The organism is Thermorhabdus hydrogeniformans, assembly GCF_049310025.1.
In the GTDB taxonomy this organism is placed as follows: Bacteria; Bacillota; Thermosediminibacteria; order Thermosediminibacterales; family Tepidanaerobacteraceae; genus JBJYKD01.
The window spans coordinates 13,744-29,616 of sequence record NZ_JBJYKD010000011.1 but is presented as its reverse complement, the minus strand read 5'-3'; the positions used below and the strand labels follow the sequence as shown (position 1 = coordinate 29,616).

Annotated in this window: 14 protein-coding genes; 12 read left to right on the top strand and 2 right to left on the bottom strand. The window is 50.8% G+C overall.

Annotated features, from left to right (window positions below; translation table 11 throughout):
* The first annotated feature begins 138 nt into the window (after positions 1–138).
* From ACKX14_RS07480 to ACKX14_RS07425, 12 genes are all read left to right on the top strand, one after another.
* Positions 139–1,578 (top strand): aminotransferase class I/II-fold pyridoxal phosphate-dependent enzyme, encoded by a 1,440-nt coding sequence (locus ACKX14_RS07480; protein WP_422446226.1) that lies wholly within the window; start codon positions 139–141, stop codon positions 1,576–1,578.
* 12 nt (positions 1,579–1,590) lie between these two features.
* Positions 1,591–2,250 carry a dTMP kinase gene (tmk, locus tag ACKX14_RS07475; RefSeq protein ID WP_422446224.1) on the top strand — a complete coding sequence of 220 codons (660 nt, stop codon included), beginning with the start codon at positions 1,591–1,593 and terminating at the stop codon, positions 2,248–2,250.
* A complete protein-coding gene (locus tag ACKX14_RS07470) occupies positions 2,219–2,542 on the top strand; it encodes a cyclic-di-AMP receptor (protein ID WP_422446222.1) in 324 nt (107 codons plus the stop codon). Before tmk ends, ACKX14_RS07470 begins: the two co-directional genes overlap by 32 nt.
* An 11-nt stretch (positions 2,543–2,553) precedes the next feature.
* A complete protein-coding gene (locus ACKX14_RS07465; RefSeq protein WP_422446220.1) occupies positions 2,554–2,970 on the top strand; it encodes a YaaR family protein in 417 nt (138 codons plus the stop codon).
* A gap of 9 nt (positions 2,971–2,979) precedes the next feature.
* Positions 2,980–3,810 carry a DNA polymerase III subunit gene (locus ACKX14_RS07460; RefSeq protein ID WP_422446218.1) on the top strand — a complete coding sequence of 277 codons (831 nt, stop codon included), beginning with the start codon at positions 2,980–2,982 and terminating at the stop codon, positions 3,808–3,810.
* Between the two features lies 1 nt (position 3,811).
* Positions 3,812–4,618 (top strand): PSP1 domain-containing protein, encoded by an 807-nt coding sequence (locus ACKX14_RS07455; RefSeq protein ID WP_422446216.1) that lies wholly within the window; start codon positions 3,812–3,814, stop codon positions 4,616–4,618.
* Between the two features lie 73 nt (positions 4,619–4,691).
* The gene (locus ACKX14_RS07450) at positions 4,692–5,390 is read left to right on the top strand and encodes a zinc metallopeptidase (RefSeq protein ID WP_422446214.1); all 699 of its coding nucleotides are present in this window, start codon (positions 4,692–4,694) and stop codon (positions 5,388–5,390) included.
* A 193-nt stretch (positions 5,391–5,583) separates the two neighbouring features.
* Positions 5,584–7,464, top strand: coding sequence for an NHL repeat-containing protein (locus ACKX14_RS07445; RefSeq protein ID WP_422446212.1), 1,881 nt, complete (start codon positions 5,584–5,586; stop codon positions 7,462–7,464).
* 452 nt (positions 7,465–7,916) lie between these two features.
* Positions 7,917–9,080, top strand: coding sequence for a DUF3798 domain-containing protein (locus ACKX14_RS07440; RefSeq protein WP_422446210.1), 1,164 nt, complete (start codon positions 7,917–7,919; stop codon positions 9,078–9,080).
* A 93-nt stretch (positions 9,081–9,173) separates the two neighbouring features.
* A complete protein-coding gene (locus ACKX14_RS07435; protein ID WP_422446208.1) occupies positions 9,174–10,766 on the top strand; it encodes a sugar ABC transporter ATP-binding protein in 1,593 nt (530 codons plus the stop codon).
* A gap of 16 nt (positions 10,767–10,782) precedes the next feature.
* The gene (locus ACKX14_RS07430) at positions 10,783–11,829 is read left to right on the top strand and encodes an ABC transporter permease subunit (RefSeq protein WP_422446206.1); all 1,047 of its coding nucleotides are present in this window, start codon (positions 10,783–10,785) and stop codon (positions 11,827–11,829) included.
* On the top strand, positions 11,826–12,938 hold the full coding sequence (locus ACKX14_RS07425; RefSeq protein ID WP_422446204.1) for an ABC transporter permease subunit: 1,113 nt from the start codon (positions 11,826–11,828) through the stop codon (positions 12,936–12,938). The genes ACKX14_RS07430 and ACKX14_RS07425 overlap by 4 nt, the downstream gene beginning before the upstream one ends.
* Positions 12,939–13,373: 435 nt before the next feature.
* Here the strand turns inward: ACKX14_RS07425 and ACKX14_RS07420 are convergent, their stop codons facing one another.
* Positions 13,374–15,239: a M56 family metallopeptidase gene (locus tag ACKX14_RS07420; RefSeq protein ID WP_422446202.1), complete on the bottom strand. Its 1,866-nt coding sequence runs from the start codon at positions 15,237–15,239 to the stop codon at positions 13,374–13,376.
* A gap of 2 nt (positions 15,240–15,241) precedes the next feature.
* The gene (locus ACKX14_RS07415) at positions 15,242–15,616 is read right to left on the bottom strand and encodes a BlaI/MecI/CopY family transcriptional regulator (protein WP_422446200.1); all 375 of its coding nucleotides are present in this window, start codon (positions 15,614–15,616) and stop codon (positions 15,242–15,244) included.
* Positions 15,617–15,873 lie beyond the last annotated feature (257 nt).

Genomic DNA, 15,873 nt, shown 5'->3' with positions numbered 1-15,873 from the left:
GTTCAATCGGGACGCGAAACCGACAATTTGTCGGCGGCATGGTTCACTATACAGTTAAGAACATACATGGTATAATGAATGTAAATAATTTTTAAGCCGCATGTTCATTCTTTCGTACAACACGCATGGTGGAGAAATATGGGATGCTGGAGATACAACGCACCGCTGGTGGGTGCCCTCAGATGCTACGCCGTAAAGGACTCCGTCCGGTTTCATATGCCAGGCCACAAGGGCGGCAGGGGTCCGGGACGAAAATTTAGAAAATGCTTTCAAAAGAATCTTTTCCGGTGGGACGTGACGGAGATACCGGGCCTTGACAACCTCCACGACCCCCGGGGCGCCATAAAAAGGTCTCAGGAACTTCTGGCACGGCTCTATAATGCCGACAGATCCTTTTTTCTGGTAAACGGCGCCACCTCCGGGGTTATAGCCATGATGGGTGCGGCGCTGGGGCCGGGAGACAAGGTGATATTGTCCAGGGCGTGCCATAAATCGGTGATTTCGGCCCTGGTAATCACCGGCGCAAGTCCCGTTTACGCGATGCCGCGCTGGGACAGGGAGCTGGGTGTATACGCGGGGATTGAGGCTGAAAACCTTGAAAAATCCATAAAACAAAACCCGGGGGCTAAAGCAGTTGTCATAACAAATCCAAGCTACCAGGGATTTTGCCCTGACATCGGCAGGATAACCGCAGCGGCCGGAGACTTGGGTTTGAAAGTCCTGGTGGACGAGGCCCACGGCCCCCATTTTGCCTTCAGCCCGCTGCTACCGCCCTCGGCCGGGGATTTCCGGGTTGACGCCTGGGTTCAAAGCCCCCACAAGATGCTCTGCTCTCTCACCCAAACTGCCTGGCTTCACATCAGGGGAAAGGGTCTTGATGCGGAAAGGCTAAAATCTTACATTAGTCTTGTAACCAGCACCAGCCCGTCATATGTCCTCATGGCCTCTCTGGATTACACCAGGGCCCTGATGGAACGGCACGGGAAATACCTGACGGAGAAGGCGCTGGCACTGGCGGAACGAGCCCGGAAGCTTATAAACCTGCACACCCCCTTTTACTGCGTGGGACCGGAGGTCAGAGGCAGGAACGGAATATTCGACATAGACCTTTCGCGTTTGATGGTAAACGTATCCTGTGCAGGTTTCACCGGTTTTGAGGTAGACCGGGCCCTGAGGGAAAAATTCAACATCTACTCCGAGTATTCGGACAGTTGCAACGTGTACTTTCTTGTAACTTTTTCCAACAACCGGCGGGATGTGATAAAGCTGGTGAAGGCACTGTCTTCGTTCAAGCGGAAGAAGAGAATAACAGAATTTCCTGCAATGCCGGAGACCCTCCCCCCCAGAGCCGCCGACCCCAGAGAAGCCTTCCTGGCCGGGGGGGAACAGGTGCCCCTTGAACACTCCCGGGGGCGGGTCCTGAAGGAAGCCCTGGTGCCGTATCCGCCGGGGGTCCCCCTTCTCATGCCGGGAGAGGTTATGGAACAGGTTCACATTGAATTGATAAATAACCTTCGGGCCGGGGGTGGCTGCGTCCAGGGCGCAGGGCCGGAAGGGGTATGGGTTGTGAAGGAGTGAGGGCGTATTTCTATGAGAGGGAAGTTCATAACCATTGAAGGGCCCGACGGGGCCGGAAAAACCACCCAGGTGCAGAAAATTGCCGATTATTTCAAACAAAAAGGCAAAAAGACGGTTATAACCCGGGAACCCGGCGGGACGGCCCTGGGGGAAAAATTGAGGGAGGTTCTGCTTTCCACCGGCGGGGAAAGCCCGGTACCCGAAGCGGAAGCGCTCATATACGCGGCTTCCAGGGCCCAGCTGGTGAAGAGGGTAATCGCTCCCGCATTATCGGAAGGAAACATAGTCATATGCGACCGGTTTTTGGATTCCAGCCTGGCATATCAGGGATGGGCCCGGGGTCTGGGGATAAGGCGTGTACTGGAGATAAACCGGTGGTTTATGGAAGATTTCTTCCCGGACCTCACGGTCATCCTGGATATAGACCCCGAGGTTTCGCTGACAAGACTCAAAGGCCGCAGGGACCGGCTGGAGATGGAAAGCATGAGTTTTCATAAAAAGGTGAGAGAGGGTTTTCTGAACGTGCACAGGATGTTCCCTGAACGAACAAAACTGGTGGACGCCTCAAAAAGCAGGGAGCTGGTATTTTCCGACATATTGCGGGAAATTGAGAGAATTTATTTGGAAAGGGGCGATGGCCATGAAACTGGTTCTGGCGGTGGTTCAGGATAACGATGCGGGCCGGCTGATAGAATATCTCACCGAGAAAAAATTCGGGGTTACAAAACTTTCCAGTACCGGTGGATTTTTAAAGAGCGGCAATACCACGCTGATGATCGGCGTCGATGAGGAACGGCTGGATGAGCTTATGGGAATCATCGAAAAAATATGCCGCCCGAGGAAACAGGTGGTGACGCCTTTTCCCGGCGGCCACGGCGACACCTATGTGCCCTATCCCATAGAGGTGTCCGTGGGCGGTGCCACGGTTTTCGTCATGAATGTGGAAAGGTTTGAGAAGATATGAGGGTAAATCTTATGCCGGAATTTTCCCTGCCCCGGGATATAGTTACAAAGGCTGCCGGCAGGTCGTCTTTTGAGGAGCAATTGCGGGATTTTTCCGAGACCCATATGAAGTTGCGGCTGGATCAGGAACTGGAAGCCATTGCGGAGCAGGGGCGCCGGCTCTGCCGGAATATGACCCTGGCGGAGCTCAAAAAATACAGGGAAATGGTGGCGGATTTCTTGAGGATGTGCCTGTCCGGGGGGCTGCGCTACAGGGAGGAGAAATTTTCTTCCCGTTACGGCAAGACCAGGGTTTTATCCATAATCAAAGTTGTGGATGAAAAGCTGGTGGCTCTGGCGCAGGAGCTGATAAACCTAAATCGTGATGCGCTGAAAATACTGGCCCTTATAGAGGATATCCGCGGTCTCTTGCTGGACCTGTACACTTGAGGTGATATATTGGACACGCTGATAAAATCTTTAAAGGCGGGGTTTGCATCCCACGCATATATATTTCTGGGCGCGGACGAAGAGACATCGCGGAAAGCGGTGCTGCTTGCCAGAACGGTAAATTGTGAAAATGTTGCCATTGCGCCCTGCGGCATCTGCAAAAACTGCAGGAAAATAGAGGCCGGCACCCACCCGGACATCTTTGAAATTTACCCGGAGGGCTCGTCCATCAAGATAGACCAGGTGCGCCGCATAATTCTAAGCCTTTCCGAAAGGCCCGTGGAGGGGAAAAAGAAGGTATATGTGCTGCACGAAGCCCACAAGATGACACCCGAAGCCCAGAACAGCCTGCTCAAAAGCCTTGAGGAACCGGCCACGGCCAGCATACTGCTGCTCCTTTCTGAAAGCCTGAAGCAGCTTCTTCCCACGGTGATTTCCCGCTGCCAGGTGTACGATTTCTCCGCCGGGCGGGGGCCTTTGTTATCATTTGAGACCAGGCAAAAGATGGGAAAACTGGTGCTTTCCCTGGCCGAAAAAAAGGAATTTGACCCGGGCGCGGCTGTACGCGAGCTTACCGGAATCGGGGAAAAAACCGAGGAACTGCTGGAATTTCTCTCCACGCTGTATAGAGATATACTGGCGGTAAAAACTAAGAGCAGGGCGCCCGTAATAAACGGCGACCTTTCAGATATCGTATCTGTTTGTTCGGATTTGCTTTCGATAAAATCGGCGGTCAAGTCCCTTGATTTGATTCATTTGCAATTAAAAGCCGCAAAATCCAGGGGGAACCAGAACCTCATTTGGTACAACTTGCTCACAGGGCTCCAGGAGGTGATGTGACATGGTAACTGTTGTGGGCGTCAGATTCAAAAAAGCGGGGAAGGTATATTATTTCAATCCGGGAGCTTTGGAGCTTTCCGTCGGTGACAAGGTCATCGTGGAGACCAGCCGGGGCGTGGAGTACGGCGAGGTGGTTATAGGGCCCAAGGATGTGAAGGAAGAGGATATCATAGCACCCCTAAAGGACGTGATGCGCAAGGCCACGCCCGAAGACGAAGCAAGGGTCGAGGAAAACAGGAGAAAAGCAAAAGAAGCGGAGGAAATAGCCCTGAAAAAGATAGAAAAACACGGCCTCGACATGAAGCTGGTGGACGTGGAGTATACCTTTGACAACAGCAAGCTCATTTTCTACTTTACCGCCGACGGCCGCGTGGATTTCAGGGAACTAGTCAAAGACCTGGCGTCGGTGTTTAGAACCCGCATAGAGCTGCGACAGATCGGCGTAAGGGATGAAGCCAAGTGCCTGGGGGGCATCGGGCCCTGCGGAAGGGTGGTGTGCTGTAACACCTTTCTGGGGGATTTTGACCCCGTTTCTATAAAAATGGCAAAGCAGCAGAACCTTTCCCTGAATCCCGCCAAGATTTCCGGCCTTTGCGGGCGGCTCATGTGCTGCCTCAAATTCGAGTGCGACTGTTACGAGGCCTGCGACGCCGGGCTCCCCGAAACGGGGACGGCGGTGGTGACTCCCAAAGGCGACGGTGTCGTTGTGGGCGCTTCAAAGCAGAAGTCAACGGTTAAAGTTAAGCTGGTGGAAAACGGGGAGATTGAGGAGTTTCCGGCCGAAGAAGTGGACGCCAGGGAGTCTTGACGGAATGGCGCATAGGATATATTATAGAGATATAGATACCTGTAGAGGGTATATCCTGAAGGAGGGTGATTTAATGTTTCCTCTATACTGGGACCCGACGATGATTATACTGCTTCCGGCGCTGCTGCTGGCCATATACGCCCAGGCCAGGGTGAGTTCCACTTTTGAGAGGTACCTGCAGGTTCCGGCGAAAAACGGCATGACCGGCGCCGAAGTGGCCCGGGAGATATTGCGCTTAAACGGCATATACGATGTTTCCGTGGAGATGACCGGCGGGAGGCTTTCGGATTTTTACGACCCCAGGCGCAGGGTGCTGAAACTTTCCCCCGATGTGTATAACGGCAGGTCCCTGGCGGCCCAGGGCGTGGCCGCCCATGAGTGCGGGCACGCCATACAGCACCAGCAGGGTTACGCCCCGCTGGCCATCAGGAATTCCATAGTGCCCGTGGCGGGCTTCGGCTCCCAGCTGGCTTTCCCCCTGTTTTTCATCGGTCTGCTTTTAAGGGCGGAGAGCCTGATGAGTCTGGGGATCCTGTTCTTTTCAGCGGCGGTTCTATTCCAGTTCATAACCCTGCCGGTGGAGTACAATGCCAGCAACAGGGCGGTGGCGGTGCTGGAAGGCCACGGGTTTATAGGAACCGGCGAGTCGGAACCCATTCGCAGGGTCCTTGGCGCCGCGGCCCTCACCTATGTGGCGGCCACCGTCATGGCGGTTATGCAGCTTCTGCGCCTGCTGGCTCTGATGGGGATATACAGGGACGACAGAAGTTAAAAACGTCTTCTATTCAAGCGGAAAAATTTCCGCTTTTTTTATTTTTTATGGAACTTTTTTAAATTCATCGCCGTCTATATTATGGTATAATAAATCGACGGGGCATATAAAAAATGATGATGGGGGAAGAGAAAGGAGGGGAAACCCGGTTTGCTTTTCTACGATAAATCATCATAAAACCGGGTTCAGACCATTGAAAAAATATAAAGCGGCACTTATAACTTTACTGGTGCTTTCTCTGTTTTTACTCCCGGCGGGGTGCGGGAAAAGGTCCGCCGAGGAGAACGGGGGGTCCGCGAACCCGCCTCCCGCCCGGAGCCAGACCCCCGGGGATGACGGGCAGCGGGGCGATGCCGGCGGCCTGCCCGGCGACGGCGGTTCGCTTTTCGAGGGGGCCATATACGGCATAAAAGACGAAAATCTTGGGTTTCCGGCGGCGGCAAGCCAGGACAGCGAGGGGAATACATATGTGCTGGACCTGTATTCCACAGGAGGGCTTGTAAAGGTCTTCGACCGGCAGGGCAATTTCCGGTTTAAATTCGCCCCCCAGGAGTCTCCGGAGGCGCAGCCGGTGGATGTGGCGGTGGACGGTGACGGCCATGTCTACGTGGCTGACCTGGGACTGAAGGCCGTTTTTAAATACGGCCAAGGTAAACTGCTGCAAAAAATCCAGCCCGTCGAGGATTTTCACCCCCGGAGCCTGGCCGTGGACCCCGAAGGAAACCTGCTGGTACTGAGCTTTGACAGGGTCTACAGATTTTCTCCAGGCGGAAAAGTTTCCCACTTCGGCAAAAGCGGTGAGGCGGAGGGAGAATTCGGGGCGGCCGGGTCGGAGTTTTACGTTGGTCCCAGCGGCATTGCGGCGGACGGCAGGGGCCATATTTACGTGGCGGATACCCTGAACAACCGCGTTCAGGAGTTCGACTCCGAGGGTAATTTTGTAAAGGCATTCCCCATGGGAGAAGAGAGCCCCCAGGACGTGGCCGTAAACGACAGGGGGGAAATATATGTCATAACCTCGTCGCCGGCCCTTAAAAAACTTACCGCGGGGGGCAAGGCGGTGAAGGTGGCGGATTTTGAAGACTATTCATCCGAAAGCACCGGATTTTTGAGCGTGGCCGGAGGCTACGGCGGTGCCATTCTGGTGGCGTTTGGCGACCGTCACCAGGTGAAAGTATTTTCCGGCGACAGCGAGGTGTACGCGATCAAAGGTGGGCACAGCGGGGAATTCATATATCCTCACAATCTGGAAGTCTTCGAAGACCGGGTTCTGGCCGTAGGAGGGGACCCCTATTCCTTCGACAACCTGAACAACAGGGTGGTGGTCTTTGACAAAACGGGAAGGTTTGAAAGCGAGCTCCTTCCCGGTTACGGCTCCGGCGGCTTTTTCGGTCCGAGGGATGCGGTTTTTCTGAAGGATAAGATATACCTGCTGGACCTTGATATTATATCGGTTTATGATAGAAAGGCTGTTTTTCTGACCAGTTTCGGGGGGCGTGGAGAAAACCCCGGCGATTTCGGTGTGCTGAATATGTACGGGATCATTTCCGGCCCAGCCGGCATGGCGGCCGGCCCCGACGGCTATCTTTATGTAAGCGACACCTACAACGATCGCATTCAGAAAATATCCCCCGGCGGCAGATACTCGGGGGGCTTCGAAGTAAAGGCCCCGGGGGCCATCGCCGCGGATAAAAAGGGGAAAATCTATGTGGTCCTGCCGGAAGAGGCAAGGGTGGCCGTTTTTTCCGCCGGGGGCAAAAAACTTTTGGAATTCGGCGGGCCCGGGGAAGGCGACGGCAAATTCGCCGTCGAAAACGGCGAAGGGGATACCCGGGGACCCGATGGAATAGCCGTGGACGGGGAAAGGGGACTCATATACGTTTCAGACACCCTGGCCCACAGGATTGAAGTTTTTGATATGGACGGCAATTTTGTGAAATCCATCGGAGGGTTTGGCACCGGACAAAGCGGATTTTATTTCCCCAGGGACCTGGCCGTCGATGATGAAGGCTTCCTTTGGGTGGCCGACTCCGGCAATCACCGCATAGTCAAAATGCCGCTGTGGAGGAAATAAACATAGCCGGGCTCAGATGCCTACCGTCCGGGGCAGCCCGGCCCCCGCGCTTCTTGCTTAACAGCGTAAAAGCGGCGATGGTTTTGCTCGATGATGATTTTAGACCGTCGCATCACGGCATAAAGCATATCAAGAGTGCCGGGACCCCGTCCGAATATAATCTTCATTTGAAAGCAGGCATTCTGCTGCATAATATCCTGGGTATAAGCCTTATCTCTTCCTTAAATTTTTCAAAAAATATATTTATATATAAATACAACATTATTTCAAACACATATAATAAAAAATAAAACATATAATATATACAAACAATATTGACAACTTATATATCAGTTGAATTCTTACTACGGAGTCTCTGTATAAAGGCGCTGATAATTACATGCGGATTAGTCCGGGGGACCGGCATTTCCCGGATGATCTGGAATCAAATTACTGAAGGGAGGAAACGAATAATGAAAAAAGTACTGGCTTTTCTGATGGTTTTAATGGTTTTCGGGCTTGCATCCTGCGGCAGGCCATCGCCGGGCACGGATGATGGGTCGGCCGGACGGTCGGATGGAAAGAAATTTAAAATCGCCGTTTACACCAGCACCGTTTCTCAAAATGAAGAGGAATTCAGGGCTGCTGAAAAAATGGCAAAGAAGTATCCCGATATAGTTGTTACGCAGACGTATCCCGACAACTTTACAAAAGAACAGGAAACGGTTATCGCCAATGCTCTGTCGCTGGTTTCGGATCCCGATGTAAAAGCGCTGGTCATGGTCCAGGCCATACCCGGAGCATGCGCGGCCTTTGAAAAGGTCAGGGAAGCGCGGCCCGACGTGCTGCTTATAGCCGGCACTCCGGGCGAAGACCCGGACATGATCGCCAAAAAAGCCGATATTGTTATGCAGGGCGACGAGCTGGCGATGGGGTATACCATCCCGGCCCAGGCCAGGAAAATGGGGGCTACTACCTTTGTGCATTATTCATTCCCGAGACACATGTCGTACCCGCTGCTTGCCCAGAGAAGGGAAATATTCAAGTCCGAATGTGAAAAGCTTGGCATAAAATTCGTCGACGCCACGGCGCCGGATCCGACGGGGGACGCCGGAGTGCCCGGAGCACAGCAGTTCATACTGGAAGATGTCCCGAGGAAGGTCCAGGAATACGGAAAGGATACCAACTTTTTCAGCACCAACTGTGCCATGCAGGAGCCGCTTATCAAAGCGTGTCTTGAAACGGGCGCCATTTTCGCCCAGCAGTGCTGTCCGAGCCCGTACCACGGGTATCCCGGAGCACTTGGCATTGATGTTAAGGGCCACGAAGGGGATGTAGATTACCTGATTGAGCAGATTAAAGCCGAGATAGCCGAAAAGGGCGGCACCGGGAGGTTCTCCACATGGCCGGTACCGCTGGCAATGATGGAAGTCGAGGCCGGCGTCGAATACGCAAAGCAGTGGTGCGAAGGCAAGATTACAAGCAAAAACGATGCTGATGCATTGAAAAAAATATTGTCGGAAATTGCCGGCGGATATAAAATAACATTTAATACCTACACGGGCAAGGATAAAGACGGAAACGATGTTAAGTATGACAACTTCTATATGATACTTAGCGACTTCATAACATTCTAACTGCCGTATAGGGGTGCTGAAGGGTTGCCGCGACGCGGCAACCCTTTGTACGTGGCACGCGGCGGACTCAACTTGCGGCAAGGAGGATGGCCGATGGAGGCAAAGAACATCCTTGAAATGAGGAATATTGAGAAGGAGTTCTTTGGCAATAGAGTTTTAAAAGGCGTCAGCATGACGGTGAGAGCCGGAGAAATCCACGCACTGGTGGGGGAAAACGGAGCGGGCAAAACCACATTAATGAACATCATATTTGGAATGCCCGTCATAAACAGTACGGGAGGATTCGGCGGAGAAATTATATTTGACGGAAAAACCGTGGATATAAAATCTCCGAAAGACGCCATGGACCTGGGTATAGGCATGGTGCACCAGGAATTCATGCTGCTTCCGGGTTTTAACATAACGGAGAATATTAAACTCAACAGAGAAATAACCAGGAACAACATCATAAGCAGAATATTCGGGCCGGCCCTGAAATTTCTGGACATAGACGCCATGAGGACAGACGCGCAAAGAGCGCTGAATGAATTGGGCATGAATGTGGACGACCGGCTCCCCGTAGCCGGGTTGCCCGTGGGTTATATGCAGTTTGTGGAAATAGCCAGGGAAATCGACAAGCAGAACATAAAGCTACTGGTATTTGACGAGCCCACCGCGGTTTTAACGGAAAGTGAAGCCGGCAGGCTCCTGGATGCCATGCGGAGGCTGGCTTCCAGGGGTATCGGTATACTGTTTATCACCCACCGGCTGGACGAAGTGCTTACCGTTGCAGACAGAATTACGGTATTGAGGGACGGCGAGCAGGTGGACCGGATGATCAGAGGCGAGGCGACCCTGGAGAAAATCGCTCAGCTGATGGTTGGGAGAAAGATAGAAAGAATTCAGTATGAGGCGAAAAATAAAAATGCTGCGGAAGAAGTGATTATGTCCATGAAAAATCTGTACGTGGATATGCCCGGCGAGGCTGTAAAAGGCCTGAATCTGGAGATAAAAAAGGGGGAGATACTGGGAATAGGCGGTCTGGCGGGCCAGGGCAAACTGGGCATAGCCAACGGGATTATGGGATTATACCCGGCCGCCGGTGAAGTCTTGATAAATGGCAACAGGCTGGAACTCAACAACCCCAGAAGGGCCATTGAAAGAGGTCTGGCTTTTGTTTCCGAGGACAGAAGGGGCGTGGGATTGCTGCTTGACACGTCCATAGAGCTGAACATCGTCATGACAGGCATGCAGGTCCAGAACAAATTTATAAAACCTCTGGCCGGCATAAAAAGATTAAAGATGATGGATGAAAGGGCCATACGAGACCATGCTCTCAAGATGATAAAGGACCTGGACATAAGGTGTACCGGGCCCGCCCAGCCAGCAAGGACGCTGAGCGGGGGCAACCAGCAGAAGGTTTGCTTAGCCAGGGCCCTTACCCTTGAGCCAAAAATATTGTTTGTGTCGGAACCCACCAGGGGCATCGACATAGGTGCCAAGAGGCTTGTGCTTGACCTCCTGGTCAAATTGAATAAAGAACTGGGCATGACAATTGTGATGACCTCCAGTGAACTTGGGGAATTGAGGTCCATCTGCGACAGGATTGCCGTCATCTATAACGGAACGCTGCAGGGCATCCTGGCCCCGACGAGTCCGGATGTGGATTTCGGTTTGATGATGGCCGGCGAATGCGCTTCTCGCTAGAAGGAGGTTGTGTAGCGTGAAGGAATTGTGGAAGAAAATTACGGACAGGTACGACTACCCGAAAATATTGATTACGATGTTTCTGACTTTGCTGTGCGCCCTGGCGGTCGTACAAAAACAGAATGTGCCCGGACTCCTTAAAGACTCGCTGGTAAGGGTGGGTATGAACGGCATACTGGTGCTGGCCATGGTGCCAGGTATCGTATCAGGGACGGGATTGAACTTCGGGCTGTCCATAGGGATATTGTGCGGTTTGCTGGCTGGCTGCATCAGCATCGAATTGAAGCTGACCGGTATGACGGCTTTCATAGCGGCGGTTTTAATTTCCATACCGGTTTCCGCCGTTGCCGGGTACGCTTACGGCCTTCTTTTAAACAGAGTCAAGGGCGATGAAATGACGGTGGGAACCTATATGGGATTTTCCATCGTTTCCCTGATGTGCATAGGGTGGCTGCTGCTGCCTTTCAAAAATCCGGATATGATATGGGCCATAGGGGGGCGCGGCTTGAGGACTACCATCGCGCTGGCGGGGAAATTTCACAAGGTCCTGGACGGCTTCCTTTCCTTTAAGCTTCTGGGGGAACCGGTGCCCACGGGAACCCTGCTGTTTTTTGCCCTCGGATGCCTGCTGATGGGGCTGTTTCTAAAATCGAAGACCGGAGTTGCGATGATGGCGGCCGGTGACAATCCGAGATTTGCGGCGGCCAACGGCATCAATGTGGACAGACAGAGAATAATCGGCACTATGCTGTCAATGATCACAGGCGGCATAGGAATTCTGGTATACGCCCAGAGCTTCGGCTTCTTTCAGCTCTACACCGGTCCGCTGATGATGCCCTTTGTGGCCATATCCGCCATACTCATCGGCGGCGCCACTGCCAAAAAAGCCAGCATCTCCAATGTGGTAACAGGCACCGTGCTGTTCCAGACTCTTTTGACTATTTCGCTGCCGGTGATAAACAAGATGATGCCCGAGGGCAACCTCTCCGAAGTCATAAGGCTTATTGTGAGCAACGGAGTTATTTTGTACGCACTGACGAAGGCGGGAGGGAGCGATTCATGAGCATACAGACCGGCATAAGCGGTAAAACGCAAAAACAAAGGTTTGACTTTACGGGCGCCATCACAAACAATGCGGTGCCGCTGCTCTTTCTGGTCATATGTCTGGGCGGAATATACGCCTCGGGCCTGAAAGCAAATTACATAATAAATGAACTGGTGGTGAGATTGAGCAGAAACCTGTTTCTGGTGCTGTCGCTCATAATTCCCGTCATAGCCGGCATGGGATTGAACTTCGCTCTGGTGATAGGCGCCATGGCGGGGCAAATAGGATTAATAACCGTAAAGTTTCTGGACATCGGGGGATTTGAGGGTCTTGTGCTGGCCGTTGTGTTTTCCACGCCTTTTGCGCTGCTTTTCGGCCGTGCCACGGGCAGCATACTGAACAAAACAAAGGGCAGGGAGATGATCACAAGCCTCATACTCGGCTATTTTGCCAACGGCCTCTACCAGCTGGTTTTTCTCACATTTATAGGGACCGTCATACCCGTAAAAAATCCTGAAATAGTCTTGAAGGGCGGCGTCGGCCTGAAAAACGCCATAGACCTCAAGCTGATTCAGTACTCCCTGGACAATTTGATAAAACCAGAAATCCTTGGGATTAACGTACCCGTGGCGACACTGCTGGTTGTGGCCGGACTGTGTGCGTTTACAAAGTTTATAATAAAAACAAAGCTTGGTCAGGATTTCAGGGCGCTGGGCCAGGATATGCATGTGGCCGGGGTTGCGGGAATAAATGTGGACAGGACCAGGATTATCGCCATTTCCATCTCGACGGTCCTGGCCGCATGGGGGCAGATTATTTTCCTGCAGAATATCGGAACCCTGAACACCTATTTCAGCCACGAGCAGGTGGGCATGTTTTCAATAGCAGCCCTTCTGGTGGGTGGTGCATCCGTCACCAGAGCCACCATCGGCGAGGCCGTTATAGGCACGCTCTTGTTCCACACGCTGTTCATCATCTCTCCCTTTGCCGGAAAGAACCTGTTCGGAGATGCCCAGATAGGGGAGTATTTCAGGGCTTTCATCGCATACGGCGTCATCGCCGCGTCCCTGGTGCTCCACGCGTGGCAGAAGCATATGAACTCCAGAAATAAGGTGATGCGGGAGTAATAGAAGCGAAGTTGTCTGAATCTCAAATAAGGTTTATAACTCGGTTAAATACTGCCGCAGTGGCTACACGTTATCCGGATGAGCTTAAAATGTTGATAGAGCAGTATCCTCATTATAGTTTCGCCCGCGTTTTCCGGAATGCCATTTTGGAAACGATGGGAGATTATCGGAGATGACGGCCAGTATCAAACAAGACCTGTGCAGTGTCTATATCATACTCTGCCTGGGTGAGCCATTCAATGGTTTCGTCTCGCATATAATCTCGTCCTCTAATAGAATACCATGGTGGAGGAATGCGGCCTCTATAATCCCCATTTTTTACCAATTGAGATATTTATGGAAAAAGTTTTTTTAAGAAAATTCTTCCAAAAAATATTGTGTTATGGATTCAAAGGTATCGAAATGTAAGGCAATAAGCTCCCCGGTTCCAAGTTTTTACCGCCCAAATCCTTTTGAAGTAGTCCAACCGGTAATAAACCAATCTTTTCCGGATCTTTCAACCGTAAGGGTTATTCCGGTCTTCCATGCCTCATCGGGGACGCTGGTTATTTCCACAATGTCACCATCCACCATATATTTATTCCTGTTGATTTTTACTATATCTTTTATTTGGATTCTATCCGGCCAGGGACTGGAAACATATCTGCCCGGGGCCTTCGAAGGATCTTTTATCCATTCGGCCAGCAGGGACGGTGCTACATACGCACCGTAGTTTTCTCTTATCTGCTCTCTGCATACTTCTTCTGGAGCCAGTTTATCCACCTTCTTCAGATTTCTTCCGAAGTGTTCCACGGCCCTGAGGGCTCCCGAATTGTCGCTCGGCCTGAAGCTTTTTGCAATTTTTATAAGCTGGGTTTGGTGGACGTATTTTGAGTCGGCGTAAATGTCGTAAGCGATTCCATCTTTTTCAAATATCAAATACAGATGGTTTTCATTTTTTACGGACGCATCTTTCGATGCCGCCGGCTGGGTCATATCGAGATTTACCAGAACGGCTTTTGTAATTAACCCCTTGATTTCTTGCCGGCTTTTTACCTCGGAGTGATTGGGCAAAAAAAGCATTTGTCCGGGCTCGTAGCTTATTATTTGTACACCGCCCACGGTGACATTGTTTTTTTCAAATTCAAGTTCATTAAACGATATAATTTTGGTGGCGGTGGTAAATTTAAAGATTGTATTTTTTTGAGTAATTAAACCCGGGGTGTCGGTTTTTACCCTGAAATCATCGGGAATTTCCAGAGTATAACTCCCTATCTGTAAGGAATTTTTGGCCATGGGATTTGTTAAAAGTATGAAACTGAGTATTGCAAAGCACATCGCGCCTGTAATTACGAATAAACGGCGCTTATATTTGAATAAATCAGCCATTTTAATCATCTTCAGCCTCCTTTCAATATTTCCCGCATCATCCACCATGCCCACAAGCTTTAAGGATGGTTTTTGCGCCTTAAAACTTTCCAGAACGGAAATGAGCGTCCTTCCATATTCTTTTCTTTCCGAGCTTTCCAGCAAAACCAGCACCGTCTCATCGGCGGCCATTTCCATATCCTGACGGATTATTTTAAATAACCACCATATCAATGGGTTGAACCAGTGCATCATCTGTAACAAAAGCAGAAGATAGTTTGCCATTATGTCCCTTCGCTTCAGGTGAGCAAGTTCGTGCAGGATAATGTACGACATATTTTCTTTTTTAAGGTTTAAAACTGCAGGAGAAATCATGAGCGTGGGTTTAAATATTCCAAAAAGGGAAGGAGTATTTATTATGTCCTGAACGATAATTTCAATTTCGCTCTTTACTCCCATCTTTTGTTTACATTTTTCCAAAATCTTATATATCCATTCCGGAGCAGCTTTTTTTCTCTTTTTGAGTTTCCCGCGAAATGCAAAATTTGTGTAAATGACAAATGCCGTCGAAAGAACAAAGACGCTTATCCATATATAAGCCGCTAACCTTTTAGCCTTTTCAAAAAAACCGGCGTTTATATTTATAGTTTTATTCACCGCAGCATTATTAGGCAGTTTGCCCTTGCCGGTAATGGCCGGAGGTTCACGGTGGTCTTTTATGTAGGGCCCGGCAAAATCCACATTTTGCGTTGCTACCGAAACGGCATTAAAAATGCTCGCCGGGGATGGAGGAGCGAAAGGGATGAGGAGTTTCAGTATGAGCACAGCCCATATTAAGTAATGCCATCCGGGGTTGATTTTGTTTTTTAATATCCTTTTCACAAGTACAATTACAAGCCCCACAATGGAAGCATGAAAGGAAGTTGTGAGAACGGTGTTAAAAATCTCCTCCATGTTCAGACGTCCTCCTCCAGAATTTTTTTAAGGTCTTCGATTTCCCGTTTTGACAATTTCTTTTCCTTAATAAAACTTGCTATCATCAGGCTCAGGGAGCCGTCAAATACTTTTTGCAGAAAAGAACTGCTGGCATGAGCCTTAAATTCGCTTTCGCCGATAAGGGGTGAATACAAGAAGGCTTTGCCTGATTTTTTTTCCGCTTTTACGGCCCCCTTGGCGACCAGCCGGTTGATAAGGGTCTGCACGGTTTTGGGCTTCCATTTTTTAACTTTTATCAATCTGTCTGCAATCTGCGAACTGGTGGCGCAATTCAAATCCCACAGGACCTTCATAACCTCCAGCTCGGCTTCGGATATCTGCGGAAATGTTTTCATATGATCAACACCTCCGTATAGATTACAATTGTAAGTTTATTTTTATATTACAATTGTAATCCATTTTTGTCAATGACTGAATGAATGGAATCTCCTGCCAGTACCCTGCAGGGGTCTTTTTCAGCAGCCAGGCCGCAAGGCGCCGCCGGGCAGGGCAGGGGATTGAGAGCGGCGGCTGTCGAAGACGGCAAAGCTCGATAAATTCTTATTAAGAGGCCAAACCCGACAGAATAATCAAAGTGCCGGTTTTTGAATAT